This window comes from Acinetobacter sp. SAAs474 (genome assembly GCF_032823475.1).
Classification (GTDB): Bacteria; Pseudomonadota; Gammaproteobacteria; order Pseudomonadales; family Moraxellaceae; genus Acinetobacter.
In genome coordinates, this window is record NZ_CP127915.1 from 2,702,749 (window position 1) to 2,718,626 (window position 15,878).

At 33.2% G+C, this 15,878-nt stretch carries 16 protein-coding genes; 7 read left to right on the plus strand and 9 right to left on the minus strand.

Annotated features, from left to right (window positions below; all coding sequences use genetic code 11):
* Nucleotides 1–72: 72 nt before the first annotated feature.
* From QSG86_RS13565 to QSG86_RS13600, 8 genes are all read right to left on the minus strand, one after another.
* Nucleotides 73–885 (minus strand): MetQ/NlpA family ABC transporter substrate-binding protein, encoded by an 813-nt coding sequence (locus QSG86_RS13565; RefSeq protein ID WP_317031991.1) that lies wholly within the window; start codon nt 883–885, stop codon nt 73–75.
* 20 nt (nt 886–905) lie between these two features.
* The gene (locus tag QSG86_RS13570) at nt 906–1,577 is read right to left on the minus strand and encodes a methionine ABC transporter permease (protein WP_317031992.1); all 672 of its coding nucleotides are present in this window, start codon (nt 1,575–1,577) and stop codon (nt 906–908) included.
* Nucleotides 1,578–2,603: a methionine ABC transporter ATP-binding protein gene (locus QSG86_RS13575; RefSeq protein WP_317031993.1), complete on the minus strand. Its 1,026-nt coding sequence runs from the start codon at nt 2,601–2,603 to the stop codon at nt 1,578–1,580. It abuts the gene before it with no gap.
* Between the two features lie 134 nt (nt 2,604–2,737).
* Complete coding sequence (locus tag QSG86_RS13580) at nt 2,738–3,991, minus strand: SfnB family sulfur acquisition oxidoreductase (protein WP_317031994.1); 1,254 nt, start codon at nt 3,989–3,991, stop codon at nt 2,738–2,740.
* 379 nt (nt 3,992–4,370) lie between these two features.
* A complete protein-coding gene (locus QSG86_RS13585) occupies nt 4,371–5,528 on the minus strand; it encodes a hypothetical protein (RefSeq protein WP_317031995.1) in 1,158 nt (385 codons plus the stop codon).
* Nucleotides 5,529–5,804: 276 nt separating this feature from the next.
* Nucleotides 5,805–6,692 (minus strand): MetQ/NlpA family ABC transporter substrate-binding protein, encoded by an 888-nt coding sequence (locus QSG86_RS13590; RefSeq protein WP_317031996.1) that lies wholly within the window; start codon nt 6,690–6,692, stop codon nt 5,805–5,807.
* An 11-nt stretch (nt 6,693–6,703) separates the two neighbouring features.
* Nucleotides 6,704–7,390 (minus strand): methionine ABC transporter permease, encoded by a 687-nt coding sequence (locus tag QSG86_RS13595; RefSeq protein WP_317031997.1) that lies wholly within the window; start codon nt 7,388–7,390, stop codon nt 6,704–6,706.
* A 10-nt stretch (nt 7,391–7,400) separates the two neighbouring features.
* Nucleotides 7,401–8,432, minus strand: coding sequence for a methionine ABC transporter ATP-binding protein (locus QSG86_RS13600; RefSeq protein WP_317031998.1), 1,032 nt, complete (start codon nt 8,430–8,432; stop codon nt 7,401–7,403).
* Nucleotides 8,433–9,014: 582 nt separating this feature from the next.
* On the opposite strand from QSG86_RS13600, the gene QSG86_RS13605 reads away from it, so the two are divergent.
* From QSG86_RS13605 to QSG86_RS13635, 7 genes are all read left to right on the plus strand, one after another.
* Nucleotides 9,015–9,500 (plus strand): DUF2867 domain-containing protein, encoded by a 486-nt coding sequence (locus QSG86_RS13605; RefSeq protein ID WP_317031999.1) that lies wholly within the window; start codon nt 9,015–9,017, stop codon nt 9,498–9,500.
* A 396-nt stretch (nt 9,501–9,896) separates the two neighbouring features.
* Nucleotides 9,897–10,382 carry a MarR family transcriptional regulator gene (locus tag QSG86_RS13610; RefSeq protein WP_317032000.1) on the plus strand — a complete coding sequence of 162 codons (486 nt, stop codon included), beginning with the start codon at nt 9,897–9,899 and terminating at the stop codon, nt 10,380–10,382.
* Between the two features lie 9 nt (nt 10,383–10,391).
* Nucleotides 10,392–10,730, plus strand: a complete 339-nt coding sequence (locus tag QSG86_RS13615; protein ID WP_317033350.1) for a DUF6616 family protein — start codon at nt 10,392–10,394, stop codon at nt 10,728–10,730.
* Between the two features lie 544 nt (nt 10,731–11,274).
* The gene (gene rpe / locus QSG86_RS13620; RefSeq protein WP_317032002.1) at nt 11,275–11,961 is read left to right on the plus strand and encodes a ribulose-phosphate 3-epimerase; all 687 of its coding nucleotides are present in this window, start codon (nt 11,275–11,277) and stop codon (nt 11,959–11,961) included.
* 259 nt (nt 11,962–12,220) lie between these two features.
* Complete coding sequence (locus QSG86_RS13625; RefSeq protein ID WP_317032003.1) at nt 12,221–12,658, plus strand: MarR family transcriptional regulator; 438 nt, start codon at nt 12,221–12,223, stop codon at nt 12,656–12,658.
* 347 nt (nt 12,659–13,005) lie between these two features.
* On the plus strand, nt 13,006–13,152 hold the full coding sequence (locus tag QSG86_RS13630; protein ID WP_317032004.1) for a hypothetical protein: 147 nt from the start codon (nt 13,006–13,008) through the stop codon (nt 13,150–13,152).
* A gap of 297 nt (nt 13,153–13,449) precedes the next feature.
* The gene (locus QSG86_RS13635) at nt 13,450–14,793 is read left to right on the plus strand and encodes an MFS transporter (protein ID WP_317032005.1); all 1,344 of its coding nucleotides are present in this window, start codon (nt 13,450–13,452) and stop codon (nt 14,791–14,793) included.
* A gap of 55 nt (nt 14,794–14,848) precedes the next feature.
* Here the strand turns inward: QSG86_RS13635 and QSG86_RS13640 are convergent, their stop codons facing one another.
* Entirely contained in the window at nt 14,849–15,835 is a 987-nt protein-coding gene (locus QSG86_RS13640) for an AraC family transcriptional regulator (protein WP_317032006.1), read from the minus strand.
* Nucleotides 15,836–15,878: the final 43 nt, after the last annotated feature.

The window sequence follows — 15,878 nt, forward strand, 5'->3', positions numbered from 1 at the left end:
ATATATCCCCCTAAAAGTTGGACGAGATGTCTAACTTTTAGGGGGTAATTCAATGCAATAATTTTCTTATCCTTAAAATGCACTATAGATTTCACCCTTAAAGCGCTGTTGAATAAACTTACGCGTTGAATCACTATTTAAGACTTTAGCAACTTTTTGTATTTCAGGCTTTTTCTGATCACCTGAACGCACAACCAAATACTCTGCCCAGATATTTTTTCCATCTTGACCACGTTCAATATAGAGTGCTTTATTCAGCGGCAAATTCGCTTCCAACACATAATTACAATTTAATGCCGCAATATCAACCTGTGATAAAGTACGCGGTAACATTGCAGAGTCCAGTTCTTTAATTTTCAAATGTTTAGGATTACTTGCAATATCACGTACAGCTGGTAACAAATCTGTTGGTGAAGATAGCTGTTTAAATCCTGGTTTTAAGGTAATTAAATTCAGCTTTGCTAATAGTAATAATGCACGTCCACCATTGACAGGATCACTCGGAATAGCAACAGTTGCACCATCTTTTAACTGCTTAATATTATTAATTTTAGCTGAATAAAGCAAAAATGGTTCAATATGTACTGGTGTAACAGCAACCAAGTTAGACTTGGTTCTACGATTAAAATCATTTAAAAATGGGCGGTATTGAAAATAGTTGGCATCTAGTTTTTTCGCTACTAACTGTGTATTGGGTTGTACATAATCTGAATAAACTTTAATTTTTAAATCAATGCCCTGCTTGGCCAATTCTGGTTTAATATATTGCAAAATAATGGCATGAGGCGTTGCGCTTGCGCCAATAGTGACTGTTTGATTGGCAAAACTGAGTGTAGATGCCGTCATCATGCTGAGTAGGATGGCATATTGAGTTAATCTTTTCATAATCTCTCTTGAACATTAAATTAAGTATAATTTTTAGAAAAATAATGTACAGTTTTATTTCCGATAAGCTGGATAACCTGCACAATAACAATTAGCAACAATACCGTGACCAACATAATTTCTGTTTCGTAACGCTGGTAACCATAACGAATTGCCAGATCACCAAGACCGCCTCCCCCAATAACACCAGATACAGCGGTATAATCAACCAAAGCGATTCCTGTCACGGTAATCGCCGCAATAATGGGGGCTCTGGCCTCTGGTAATAAAACACCTGTGACGATTTGCCAATAACCTGCACCCATCGATTGTGCTGCTTCAATCACGCCACTATCAACTTCATGCAAAGCGGTTTCGGTTAGGCGAGCAAAGAATGCAATACCTGCAACGGTAATCGGTGGAATAACCCCTGCCACATCAATCGTTGTACCCGTTATAAAAGCCGTCAATGGCATCAGTAAAATCATTAAAATAATAAAAGGAATAGAACGTATAATATTGATACAAAATGATAAAATATGATAAAAAAACGGATGCTTCCTGATGCGACTATTTGCAAAAGAGTAAATTGCCACGCCCAAGGGGAGCCCTAAAAGTACAATCAAAATTAAAGCCATAGACAACATCAATAGTGTTGCTTTGGATGCTTCCCATAATTCGATATAATCCAAATTTGCAATTAATTGCAGCATTTAAGCAGCCTCCGTGATCTGTTGCTGAACGACAGATAGTGGCGCAATAGAGGCACCTAGCTGTTGTAAATGTTGAATAAAATACTGAATATCTCCTCCCTGCAGTGCTAAAATAGTTTGACCGTATAAAGAAGTTTTCGTCCGTTCTACTTTTGAATGCAATATTTGATAATCAACTGCACATTGTTGTGCCAACTTTTCATAAACTGGACGTTTAACCAATTCACCCATCGCAGTGACACGAATTAAAGTTGATGTTATCGATAATTCCTCATGTGGATATAAACTTTCAGCTGCAAATATCAGTGAACGTGATACCGAATGGCGAGGATATAAAAGAACCTGATCGACAGGACCTTGCTCCACAATATGTCCTTTATCCATCACAATCACTTCATCACAAATGCTACGAATCACATCAATTTCATGTGTAATCAATACAATTGTAATACCCAAATCACGATTAATTTGCAGTAATAAAGTTAAAATCTCATGTGTAGTTATTGGATCAAGTGCACTGGTCGCTTCATCACATAATAAAATTTTAGGAGAATTTGCTAAAGCACGTGCAATACCAACACGTTGTTTTTGTCCACCAGACAACTGTTTTGGATATTTCTGTAAATGGGCAGTTAAACCGACTTGTATTGCTAAAGCTTCTACACGCTGCTGAATCTGCTGTTTATTGAGCTGTCGATCTAGATATAATGGAAAGGCAATATTGTCAAAAACAGTTTTAGTTTTAAGCAAATTAAAATGCTGAAAGATCATTGAGATTTGCTTTCTAAGTCGCTTTAATTCAACGTCTGAACAATCTTGTAATAACTGACCCAAAACTTCGACTTGGCCAGCATCAACTTTTTCAAGACCATTCATAAGACGCAGTAAAGTTGACTTTCCTGCACCTGAATGACCAATAATGCCCACAATTTTAGCACTTTCAATGTTTAGACTGATTTGCTTTAATGCATAGAATTTATGATTCTTGACATTAAAATATTTATCAGCATTTGCAATATTAATCATCAGCATAGACCTATATTTTAATATTGCAAAATATATAAAAAACATGATTTAAAAAATCATTTAAATCTTATTTTGATATATCAAAAATAGAATTAATAAACGACGAAATATTTATTAATTTTTATGCATAAGGATTAACTCCATGGATGATGTGGTAAATATTTTCCTTTTAAATAATATTCACCAATCAATTTATATTTCCAGCGTATAGGATCATGTAGGGTATGTGTTCGTGCATTGCGCCAATGGCGATCTAAATTTAATTCACTTAATGCAGCACGCGTCCCTGCAAGTTCAAATAATTTATTGGTTGCTAAAATTGCAATCTCAGCACTCAGCACTTTGGCCTCAGCGACGGCTAAAGTAGCAGCATTGGCTTTTTCTGCAGTGAGATCTTGTAAAGCTTGATCAATAAAATCAGCTGCACGATCCAGCATTAATGTTGCTGCATGTAATTTAATTTTTAACTCGGCTATACTCACTTGAGTCAATTGATCATCGACTGCATATTCTTGATGAGCATCGATCCATGGCCGAGTATATTGTCGAACAAAAGCAATTGTATCCTCAATGGCAGCATCAGCAATACCGGCATCAATAGAAGCATGTATCAACTGGGAAATTGTTCCGACTAAATTAATATTTTCACTCCCTGCAGCAGGTTTAATCACATATTCAGCTTTTACCTGAATATCATCTAAAATAACCGTTCCACTAGCAGTTGCACGTTGTCCCAAACCAGACCAGTCATTAAGAATCGTTAAACCTTCAGCATGATAAGGAATCAGTGCGGTCACTTCATGACCAGTTTCATCCAGTCCAACTGCATATACCCAGTGTGCCAGAATTGCACCCGTTGCATAAAATTTTTTCCCTTTGATCTTATAACCGTCTTGATGCTTGGTAATACGTGTGGTGAAATCGGCAACGGTTCGTCCGCTACGCTCAGATAATGCATTTCCCAAGCGTTGACCTGTTAAAATATTGCCAAAAATAAACTGTTTTTGTGTTTCATTTGCATCTAAACGAATTTGCTCTAAAAAAGACCAATGGTTTTCGGCAATTTGCGTTAAAGCAGGGTCTGCACTTGCCAGAATACGAACCACTTGCGATAAGGTTCGATATTGAACTTGCGCACCACCATACTGTTTGGGAATATTGATTCCCCATAAGCCACTTTGTGAAAATGCAACAATTTCATCAAGTGCTAATAAACGATGAGCATCACGATAAGCAGCATTTTGCTTAAAAACCTCTGCTAATGTTTGAGCAACTTGAAGTGCTTGCTGGTCATTAACAATATGTTGAGCCTGCTCTTTTTGTACAAATACAGATTCAGGTATGTCTTTATTCGTTTTTACACGAATATCTTGTAATTTAAGGTTCATTATGATTACTCTGGTCTTTACTGTATTAAAAATATCATTGCTTGATTTGATCCTTTATATTAAATAAATATTTAAATTACATAATTTAAAATAAGGCATAGATATCATCATTTAAATAATTAAATTTTTTATATTTTTAAATCGAATTAAAATACAGCCAAAAAACCACATCATTCAAACTATATTATTCTGAAAATTAGCCACTACTTAAAATCATATCAGTTAAATTACACTTATAATATTACCTTAATTAAATAAATAAACTACCAACTTAACAAATCAATTCATTAACAATTAATTTTATAATTTACCCCTAGTCATCTTGTACCAACCAACTAGGAATAAATTTAAAAACTATTATCTCTTAAAATAATTTAATCTAAAAATAATATCCAAGAGAAAGATAAAGTGTATTATTTGAATGATGATCATTGCCTTGTGCATAACCATCTTCTGATCCAAAAGCATTATCATTCTTACTATTAATATACTCTAGATAAAACTGTAAATTTTCTTTATATTTAGTATAAACACCTGTAATTAAACGCTGTGAATCTCCGCTACCCGCTTTATTTTTAATGAATCTTGAGTAATTTATATACACATAAGGACTACTAAAATTTTTAAAGTTTACAGGTAAAGTATAGTTTAACTCTGTCGTTAAAAAATTAGATTTATTTGCTACATTATAATATCCATCAAAGAAACCAAATGTAGATTCATCTGGATAAATATCATCCTTATTTTTTATATTTTGTCCTCCATACATAAAATTAAAACCGATATCATTAATTTTTGATTTTTGAAATAATGTCCATACATCTCTACGCCCCTTATAATCTGTTCTCAAATTATTTACCTGACTATGTAAATAAGAAACACCAATATTTGAAGATATATCATTACTATATATATGATATGAAAAATCTTTGTCTAGCTTTAGACTCAAAAGATTCTTTTCTTTTAATTGAGTCCCCTGTTTAAATTCTGGCTCTGCTGTTAAATTACTTGAGTAATGTGCTGAATTATGACTATTACCAACATGACTACCTGCATCTCTGATAAAATAACCGGCAGTTAAATTAAAATTTTGAGGTGAATATTTATAAGTCAATCCCCAATTATTTACCTCTTCCAAACCTAACTGATATAATATGGTTAAATTATAAGTAGATGAATAATAACGCCCTAAACCTAATGGAACTGGTTGTAAGCCAATTTTAAAATTGTTTTCAGGATTTAAATCATAGGATAACCATGCATTTACAGGAAAATGTAACTCTCCAAGTTTATCATTTGCCTGATAAAATCGATAATCTAAATGACCTGAAATATTTTCCTTTTTATAATTCAACCATAATACAGCATCTGCAAAATCAACTTTATTTCCATGATTGTCTAAATAATCATTATAAACATAGCTAAACCTCACAGCACCATTAACATTAAAATCTTTATGATCTAAACTATCATCTGAAAATGCATTTCCAGATAAAATAGATAACAAACTAGCAGATAAAATCAAACGAATTAACATAGATATCAATACAAAAAAATAGTATTAAAATTATAGCGTTACAAAAAGTATTTAAAATAATTTTTAAAATATAAAAAAATTAAAAAATTATATATACTATATTATTATTTATAAATAATAATATACCAAATATTTAAAAATAAATATTTGGTATATCTAAATTAAAAATTCTTATTACTTTATAAAAGTATCTACTTAAAATAACTTATAAAAATAAACTGCAATTTATTTAAAAAATTCATCTTCATTAAAATTCATACAATAAGATCATTTTATTTAATGACTCGATACAGGCGTTAAAATACCTTTTACATTCGGATCTGTGGTTGTTTCTAGATATGTTTTGATTCTCGGATCTGCAAAAACCTGCTGTAACTTTATAATTACGGGATCATGTTGATGCTTTTCGGCAATCACTAAACGAGCAGCAAAGGTACGAGGTGCAGCAGGAAATAGAATCCCCTTGCTTCTTGGAATCTTTCCGGCATCAAATTGGGCAACATAACCAATTGCCGCATCGACAGATTCTAAAGCACGTGCTAAAGAAAGCAATTCAATTTCTTTAAACTTAAGCTGATATGGATTCGCAATAATATCTTTTAATCTCGCTGTACGTGGTTCAATCTTAGGATCTAATCCAATAATACCTTCACGTTGTAATAACCAAAGTGCTTGTCCTTGGTTCGCAAGATCACTGGGTACAGCAAAAGTCGCACCTTTTGGCATGTCTTTAATATTTTTATATTTATCTGAATAAATTCCAAATGCCCATTGATAAACTTCGACAGTAGGAATTAATTTAAACCCATTTGCATCACTGACTTGCTTTAACCACCACTGATGTTGATAAATAGTTCCTGCGAATTCACCATCATTTACGGAACGATTACTTTGTACAGGATCTGGTACACCAACTGCCTCTAACTGAAGACCATAATCTGGTGCAATATATTGATTAACATATTCAATTAGATTTTTTTCTCCAATCATTGTTGGTTCATAATGCACTTTTAAAGCTTGGCCAAAAGGACTTTGCTGCTCTTTTTTCTGACGATTTAAAACATTGAACGATAATAATAAAATAGCAATTAATACTATCACTGCAATAATATATGGGACTTTAGACTTCTTTTTTAATTCAAAAGATGAACGATTAATATTCATAAAATTTTCAACTAAGCATATTTAAGTAAATGACTAATACGATTGCCAATAAATTGAACAATTTGGATGGTAACAATGAGGGTTATAATAGTTGCGATCATAATGTGTTCATCAAAGCGTTGATAACCATATAACACTGCTAAATATCCAATCCCTCCAGCACCTATCGTTCCCGCAATAGCAGAATATTCAATCATAGCAATCAGGTTTAATGTGGCTGCAGAAACCAAACTAGGTAATGATTCCTTTAATTGAACTTGCTGAATAATTTGTATGTGGGTGCCACCAGAAACTCGACCAACAGCAATGATTTCCGTTGGAAGTTCATTTAATGCGTTTTCAACTAAACGAGCAAAAAAAGGAATACCTGCAATGGTCATTGGAACAACTGCTGCTGCAATACCAATCGTGGTTCCAGTCAGCCATTTGGTTAAAGGAATAATTGCCGCCATTAAGACTAAAAATGGTAATGATCTTCCTATATTCACAATCATATTTAATAAATAATAGATTCTTAAATTATAAAATAATCCACGTTCTGAACTATTGAATAAGGCAATACCTAAAATTCCTCCCAGGCCAATAACAAAAACCATCACAATACTCACCATGGTCCATGTTTCTAAATAGGCTGGCCATAACATACTTGGAATATCTGACCAAGGCGTGTTATTACTTAAAACAATATCTTTAGACATCATAGCCCCATTAAGCAGCAAAAATATGATTATAAATTTCAGGAATATGAATTAATTCACTTTGAATTTTTAATAAAGATAAATGCTGATCTATTATATTTTGATATTGAAAATATAAATCAGCAGATATACTAAGAATAATCTTTCCAACAGTCTGATCACATATTTGTTCTACTGTTGATGCATGTATATCAAACTGAATATCAACATGCTTACTAAGTTGGCTTAACCAGTTTAAAGGCGTACCATAAAGTGAGGAATAGGTCAGCAAAATAACGACATGATTTGATGGTAGATTCGATGGAATTTTTAGCGGTAATATTTTTTTCCCAATTTGGGAAGCAGGATTTAAGATCAAATCTAAAACATGACCATTTTCAATTAATTCACCATGAGATAACACTGCAACTTCATCAGCAATCTGCCTAACAACATCCATTTCATGGGTGATTAAAATAACAGACAAGCCCAATTCATCTCGTAACTCCGTTAAAAGTTTTAAAATAGATTGTGTTGCATCTGGATCAAGACCTGAAGTTGCCTCATCTGCAATAATAATCTGTGGTTGTAATGCCAGTGCACGTGCAATAGCAACGCGTTGCTGTTGTCCACCTGAAAGTTGACAAGGATAGTGATTAGCACGATCTAATAACTGAACATTTTCTAATAAATACTGCACCCGTTCTTTAACTTGTTGATCAATCACACCTAAAAATTGTAATGGTAAAGCAATATTTTCAGCAGCAGTTCTTCGCTTTAATAAAGCAGATGATTGAAATACGAGTCCTATTTTTTTTCTTTGTAATCTTAATGCCTCAGAAGAGAGTTGATTTAAAATAATACCATCTAAAATCAACTCACCAGAGGTTGGTTGTTCTAACAAACTTAAACACTTTGATAAGGTTGATTTCCCTGATCCACTAGGACCAATAATGGCAGTAATTTTAGCCCTATCAATTTTAAAATTGATATTTTTAAGTACATGAATAGTCTCACCTGAAGCAAGATCATAATTTTTATTTAGATTTTTGATTTCAAGCATATTAAGTCAAACCCATTATTCAATGAGTTCAATATAATTTAAACAAAAATTAAAAATAAATGAATTTAAGTTAATTATTAATCTTGAAGAAATATATATTAAATTAATATTTAGTTATTAATTTATATAAAAATACTTTTTATACTTTTTAAATATATTTATATAAATTTATTATCTGATATTTACTAATTAATAAAAAAAATGCTCATCTAATTTTATTTAAGTCAATCTTGTCATCACAATCCTACCTAAAACAATATGCTCTTTTATCTTGATATACAAATATCATTTTGAGTATCTTACAATTTTTTTCTCTTATCGTACCTTTAAGCATTTTTATCATGAGAGTAAATATACATAATCTTGATATATACAATGCTATATACCATATTTTGCGATATAGCTTATATCAATCGTTTATCTATACCTTCAAAGACATGGTTTTACACTCAATTTGATAAAAATAAATCAGGTGGATGTTAATGCCCATTTTTTGATTATGCTCAATGCATATTGACAATTCATATCGAAAACATTAAAAGTAAATCAATAAACTTATCATTAGCATTACATAAATACTGTATGAATCATAAATTTGATACTTCTAATTTAGTTGCGCCTTTACAAGAACTTAATTTTTTTCATAAAGATCATACTTTAATCAACACAGATATCACTGCTATCCAAGCTTATCAAATCATGACACAGCAATCATCTGTACTACTCAATATCGCCTTTAAAATTAGAGATGATTTAAGTTATCGTTTAAATCGCGTAAAACCCATCAAAGGTTTTGGCGCTTCTATGGGTGAAATTCCCAAATTAAATCAAAAGTTAGATTTTTTTGATGTTGTTAAAATTTCTGATCAAGAATTATTTTTACAATCGACCGATAAACATTTAAGTGTTTTGGTCGCAATCCAAATTGAACAATATCAGCCCAATCAAAATATACTTAAAATTACAACCAGTGTGATCACTTATAATTTTTTTGGTAAAATTTATATGTTACCTGTTTCAGTTGCACATGGGATTATTGTAAGAAATATGCTAAAAAAACTTAATTAACCTCAATTTTATTAAAAAAATTACTTTAATTTTCTACCATGTCAAACTGAATTAAAATACGCTTGAGTATGGTATTTATTTTATCATTTTAAAGACAATCTCTGGCCAAGATTGGCAATCAAATTAAAATTTACCATCTGACTATTTAACGTTAAGCCTTCGGATATGTCGTATGCTGGTAATCATGATATAAACTGTTCATCACTGGGTCATATTCAGCTAGATTGATATAATAGCTAGCTGAATCTTTAGCCACTTAATTCAACACGTTTGGTTTTATCAAATTTAAACGCTAGCATTAAGAGCCTTGTTTTAACTCTATTACTGGACAAATAAACCAATCATTGATAATCTTAGATCATATAATTAGCCAGCTTATTATTAGTTACCAAACAAATGAATATCGATCAAAAATATAAAGCACTCTTGCATGAAGCACAAAAACATCAATTACCTGATATTGCAGCCATACAACTATGTTTTATGGCTCTTTCACTTGCTTCTCGCATTGATCGTGATTGTGCGCAACAACTTGCTTGTTATGGGTTATCTGAAGGCCGATTTATTATTTTATTCTTGCTCAATGCAGCCAATGAAGGAATCGCACCCAAAGTTCTGGCTCAACAAGCTGGTATTACCCGTGCAACCGTTACAGGTTTACTGGATGGTTTAGAACGTGATGCGCTGATAGAAAGACATTTAGATCTTAATGATCGCCGCGCTTTAAAAATTCAATTGACAGCAAAAGGAAAATTGATCGCCACAGACGCATTTACTCAACATAGCAATTGGATTTCTCAACGCTTTGGCCATCTAACTGCTCAAGAACGTCAACAACTTATGCAACTACTCGAAAAAGTTTCAAATCAACTTACCCCATAAGGAATCATGATGAATCATTATCTTATTGAGCTCTATACACCCAATACTGCATGGAAAACATTATCATTTGATGAGCGTAAAGATTATCTCAATCATATTGCCACAGCAATGAATAAATTAACGGATACAGGGGTCAAAGCACTCACACTAACGGCGCTCAACACTCAAATTGATCAAAGCAGTGATCACCAATTCTTGGCGATTTGGTCTTTTCCAGATCAACAAACCTGTGATGCCTTACTGGCTGGTATTAAAGCAAGTGGTTGGTATGATTATTTTGATCATGTGAATGCAGCAGGTGCAACACATGATTTTAATACGCACCTCGATGCGCTTATTCATATTTGATTTTCAATCAAGATCATTCTTTATGATCAATATAAGTGCCATATAAGTATTGAAATTTCTATTTTTAAAATAGCACAAAATAAACGAAACAATCTCTTATTCAAATTATTTTTAAAAATATTGAATCTTGATGTGCATTTAAATCAACGATATTGCAATAACCATATTTGAAATACCACAAGAAAATTGTGAGGATGCGAAGAAAAATGGCCATTAACTTTCATTAAATTATATAGCGAATGTCTAATTTTAATGTGTCTACTCGATACTCTTCCACAAATATTGTTATTGCTTTACGGCTATTTTAAGCAATTTGGCCATCCTATCATTACAGTCTTTTGGTATTAATTTGACATAAATAGCTTAGCACTGTAATAATAGCAAAATACTTTGCGCGCAAAGTAATTTAAGATAAAAATATTGCAGCTATTTTGATCATAGGGATCAATGTTCATTGAAGTAAAAAGAAACACCATCATCACATTTAATGAGCACCTAAAATCAATTTTTTTATCAACCAGTCAATGATATTAAGGTTAAAACGATGAATGATATTTGGATTGCCCCCTCGATTCTTGCTGCAAATTTTGCGCGTTTAGGTGAGGAAGTAAAATCGGTATTAGATGCTGGTGCAGACATGATTCATCTTGATATTATGGATAACCACTATGTCCCCAATCTCACTATGGGAGCTCAGGTATGTGCTGCGCTTAGATCTGAGGGAATTCAGGCACCCATCGATGTTCATCTTATGGCATCCCCAGTTGATTCGTTAATTATTGATTTTGCAAAAGCAGGTGCCGACTATGTTTCGATCCATCCCGATGCAACCACACATTTAGACCGATCAATTCAACTGATTCAAGATCTTGGATGTAAAGCAGGTCTGGTCTTTAATCCAGCAATGCCACTCGATTGTTGCAAATATCTGATGGATAAAATTGATTTAATCCTGATTATGTCGGTAAATCCTGGATTTGGTGGGCAAAAATTTATACCTGCGATACTGCCTAAAATTGCTGAAGCCAGAAAATTAATTGACTCAAGTGGTAGAAATATACGGCTCGAAGTCGATGGTGGAGTAAATCTAGAAAATATTTCTGAAATTACGCGATCAGGTGCTGATACTTTTGTTGCAGGCACTGCAATCTTTAATACACCCGATTATCGGGCAACAATTTCAAAAATAAAAAATGCTGCAAATATTGCTCGTCTTGACGAAGTAATCTGAATCACCCATTTAGGATTGTTTTAAACAAGATACGGATAAAGTAAGCTATCTGTATCTCGAATGGCACATCAATTGGTAATTTGATTTACTTTATACAGCACCAAACAAAATACTGAAGTGTCATTACAGCTTGTTTTATATACACTGATCTAAACACAGTGATCGCATTAACTCATATGTTCACAATTACTGATACAATCGATTTAGATCGATATATTGATTCAAATCATTCATCATTTTTAACGATAGGACACCCTCTATGAGTTCAGAGCAAGATCTTTTTAATTTTGATACCATGCTCTGCTTTAGTTTGTATTCCACGACCAATGCAATGATGCGAAATTATACTCAATCTTTAGCTCAACTTGGTCTCACCTATCCTCAGCTTTTAGTATTGATCGCGCTATGGAAGCAAAATCATGTTTCATCTAGCGAGTTAAGCCAACAAACTCTGTTTGATCTTGGTTCACTATCCCCAATCATTAAACGACTTGAAAAATCGGGCTTGGTCACCATAACGCCAGATCCAAATGATCGTCGCCGTAAATACATTTCATTAACACAATCTGGCGCAAAATTAAAAGATCCTGTCAGTAAAATATTTGCAGATACGCAATGTAAACTCAATCTTAGCACACTAGAAATCGATACAATGCTAAAAATTGGTCAGAAAATTAAAAAACAATTAAAGCAATAAAATCATCAAAAACATAATGACTGTAAATAACTAAAGTCTCTCCTTAAGCAGGACCACATATTCAACCATATTTTCTTAACTGATTCATTTTGATCATTTATAAAATCTATGCAAACTGGATAAAAATCTGGAAGAAGTGGATAGTAGCCAATGCTTAATCACGGTTTAATCTATAGTCATAGATTAGATAAAAGATTGAGCAAATGACTTTATCTCCGTTAAAGCCACAGCATAATTTCATTGATACATGTATCAATTTTCGTACTCAAAATAATATATATCAATCATCATCTGTTAAAAAATATTCAAAACACTTAAACAACTTCAATCACTGTAACGACGATCTCATGGTGATTCAGGCATTTGAAAAATGGCCAGATAAAGTCACAGATATCCATGAGTATTTAAATCAAGATCAACTGGCTGAAGCTGCACTTGATATCTATAGTCCTCTACCCATGATTAAAATCGTTCACAGAGGGTTAGATCAGTAAACATTGCCAACTTATCATTTAAGAGGGATAACATTTTACAAAGTAATTATGTACAGAATTAAATTTCAACAGGCTGTATATAGGCAATCGTGCAAACGGTTAGTTTAGCTCAGCTTTAATTATTTTTGTTTAGCTCAATCACGACAAAAAATTTTGCGATGGCCTAAATGACCTGTATTTATAGCAGCAATTATAGCGCTTATCTAAAAACATTGATCGTTGAAAATAAGCAATTGGATCAACATGATCTCACGACAAAAGCGACATAGCGCTTAGATCATTTTTAAAGGAATAGAAATGAAAGTTATTGATATCAATACCGTCATTGATCAAAAAAAACTGTCCCCCCTACAATGGTTAGTCTTTAGTCTTGGATTCTTGGTTTTTTTCTGTGACGGACTCGATACCGGCATTATCGGCTTTATTGCACCTGCTCTTCTTGATGACTGGGGGATTAGCAAACCACAATTAGCACCCGTATTAAGTGCAGCACTGGTTGGCATGTCAATTAGTGCAATCCTTTCGGGACCTTTAGCAGATAAATTTGGTCGTAAAAAAGTCATTATCAGTACTACCTTAGTTTTTGCTATTTTCACCATACTGTGTGGATTTGCAAGCTCAACACAAGAACTTATGATTTATCGATTGATTACAGGTGTGGGTTTAGGTGCTGCCATGCCCAATATCAGTACCATTGTTTCGGAATATATGCCTGCAAAACGTAAAGCTTTTCTAACCGGATTGGCAGGTTGTGGATTTATGCTCGGTATATCTTGTGGTGGCTTACTCTCTGCATATTTACTCGAAGCTTTAGGTTGGGCAAAAGTAGTTATTATTGGCGGCATTATTCCCCTGCTTCTTGTCGTTGCTCTCATTTTAAAACTTCCTGAATCAACGCAATATTTGATTAAACGCCAGCGTTATTCTGAAGCACAACATATTTTAGAAAAAATTCAGGGTTACTCTTTTAATGAAACCGTTTCATTGCAACTTACTCGCAATGAAGTCCAGTCAAACGAAAATCCAGTTCAACAGGTATTGGGAAAATATCTCTGGAGTTCAAGTATGCTCTGGTTATGCTGCTTTATGAGCTTGTTGGTATTTTATCTATTAACAAGCTGGATGCCAACCATTCTTAAAACTGCTGGATTTAGCACACAGCAATTTAGCCTAATTGCAGCAATCTTTCCTTTTGGTGGTGTGATTGGCGCGACCATCATTGGCTGGTATATGGATAAAGTCAATCCAACGACGGTAATTAAATATGCTTATCTGATCGCTTTTGCTCTCTTCTTAACAGCAGGTTTTATTAGCTCAAATATCATACTATTAGGTACAGTAATCTTCTTAATTGGCGCACTTTTGGCTGGCGCACAATCTTCACTATTACCTTTGGCAGCAATTACTTATCCATCAACGTGCCGTGCCGTAGGTGTTTCATGGATGCATGGTATCGGTCGAATTGGTGCTATTTTGGGTGCTTTTTTTGGTTCATTAATCTTTACTTTTGACCTTGGATTAAGTGGTTTATTCTATCTTCTTGCACTACCAACGTTTATCTCATTTATTGCATTAAGCTTTAAGATATTGAAAGAAAGAAAAAATATGACCGCCATACTGAAAACAGAAAAAGTGACTTAATCTGTTGGGACAAATACAGCCCGTTTGATACGACTGGCTGTATTTTCATGCTCTTTTAAAGTAATTTATTTTTTGTCTCACTGGGTTTCTCACCAAACTCATCCTTATACTCTTGTGAAAAACGGCTCAGATGATTAAATCCCCATTCATAAGCCAGCGTTGAAATCGAAATTCTTTGCCTAGATGCTGACGTACTTAATATATTATAAATTTGCTGTAAGCGATATTTTTTTAGGAAAATCATTGGGCTCATCTGATAAAAAAATTGAAATTCCTCATAAAGCTTTGATTTAGAAACACCAGCAATATGATGTAAATCATCGGCACAAATCTCTTGCTGTGCATGTGTAATAATATAATCTCTCACTTTACGAATATAGCTGGGTACCGATTGATCTGATATATTTCTTAACGCATCCGAATAATTATGTGCTTGAGAAAGTAACAATCCCTTAATAATAAAATTTTCATAGTCTTCTGAAAGCATTTGCAAACCATAAAAACTCATATACTGCGATTTAAGTTGTAAAAAATGGGCAATATTTTTCCACCAAACACTCAACAATTGCTCAGCTTCTAAATCCATCTCGGGATTAAAAACAATCGGTTTTTCGATACTTGTATGAAGTAAACTGGATAAAACCATTTGCATACTACGTTCAGGAATAACAACTTGTAATTTCTTACAATCTTTATCAATAATTAAATCCTGATCATCATTATTCGAGACAATAAGTCCTTTATTTTGATTAGAACAATAGCGTGCACCCCCCATAGTTAAGGCTTGCTGCCCATAAATAGGCAAACTAATACTATAAGCTTTGAGATTGGAAATATTAATCGCCACATGAGCACCATAACTAATCGTACCGATGGCCATTTTTTTATTGGGTAATCGAATACCATCATAATGAAAATCAAGACAGTTTTTATGGATGGTATCTAAACGGTGTTGGCCACATATTGTCGACATGAGATTCTGCGCAAAATCAGCTTCGCGTGAATGATGTTTTAAATCAACTTGTTGGCTTAGTGATGTCATATCCTTGTCACCTAGCTGGGTACCTATCATCAAATAGGCAAGT

What these genes read in the sequence shown, in the direction of transcription:
- QSG86_RS13565 (WP_317031991.1), bottom strand. Translation starts at nt 885, where the DNA reads ATGAAAAGATTAACTCAATATGCCATCCTACTCAGCATGATGACGGCA.
- QSG86_RS13570 (WP_317031992.1), bottom strand. Translation starts at nt 1,577, where the DNA reads ATGCTGCAATTAATTGCAAATTTGGATTATATCGAATTATGGGAAGCA.
- QSG86_RS13575 (WP_317031993.1), bottom strand. Translation starts at nt 2,603, where the DNA reads ATGATTAATATTGCAAATGCTGATAAATATTTTAATGTCAAGAATCAT.
- QSG86_RS13580 (WP_317031994.1), bottom strand. Translation starts at nt 3,991, where the DNA reads ATGAACCTTAAATTACAAGATATTCGTGTAAAAACGAATAAAGACATA.
- QSG86_RS13585 (WP_317031995.1), bottom strand. Translation starts at nt 5,528, where the DNA reads ATGTTAATTCGTTTGATTTTATCTGCTAGTTTGTTATCTATTTTATCT.
- QSG86_RS13590 (WP_317031996.1), bottom strand. Translation starts at nt 6,692, where the DNA reads ATGAATATTAATCGTTCATCTTTTGAATTAAAAAAGAAGTCTAAAGTC.
- QSG86_RS13595 (WP_317031997.1), bottom strand. Translation starts at nt 7,390, where the DNA reads ATGTCTAAAGATATTGTTTTAAGTAATAACACGCCTTGGTCAGATATT.
- QSG86_RS13600 (WP_317031998.1), bottom strand. Translation starts at nt 8,432, where the DNA reads ATGCTTGAAATCAAAAATCTAAATAAAAATTATGATCTTGCTTCAGGT.
- QSG86_RS13605 (WP_317031999.1), top strand. Translation starts at nt 9,015, where the DNA reads ATGAATCATAAATTTGATACTTCTAATTTAGTTGCGCCTTTACAAGAA.
- QSG86_RS13610 (WP_317032000.1), top strand. Translation starts at nt 9,897, where the DNA reads ATGAATATCGATCAAAAATATAAAGCACTCTTGCATGAAGCACAAAAA.
- QSG86_RS13615 (WP_317033350.1), top strand. Translation starts at nt 10,392, where the DNA reads ATGAATCATTATCTTATTGAGCTCTATACACCCAATACTGCATGGAAA.
- rpe (WP_317032002.1), top strand. Translation starts at nt 11,275, where the DNA reads ATGAATGATATTTGGATTGCCCCCTCGATTCTTGCTGCAAATTTTGCG.
- QSG86_RS13625 (WP_317032003.1), top strand. Translation starts at nt 12,221, where the DNA reads ATGAGTTCAGAGCAAGATCTTTTTAATTTTGATACCATGCTCTGCTTT.
- QSG86_RS13630 (WP_317032004.1), top strand. Translation starts at nt 13,006, where the DNA reads ATGGTGATTCAGGCATTTGAAAAATGGCCAGATAAAGTCACAGATATC.
- QSG86_RS13635 (WP_317032005.1), top strand. Translation starts at nt 13,450, where the DNA reads ATGAAAGTTATTGATATCAATACCGTCATTGATCAAAAAAAACTGTCC.
- QSG86_RS13640 (WP_317032006.1), bottom strand. Translation starts at nt 15,835, where the DNA reads ATGACATCACTAAGCCAACAAGTTGATTTAAAACATCATTCACGCGAA.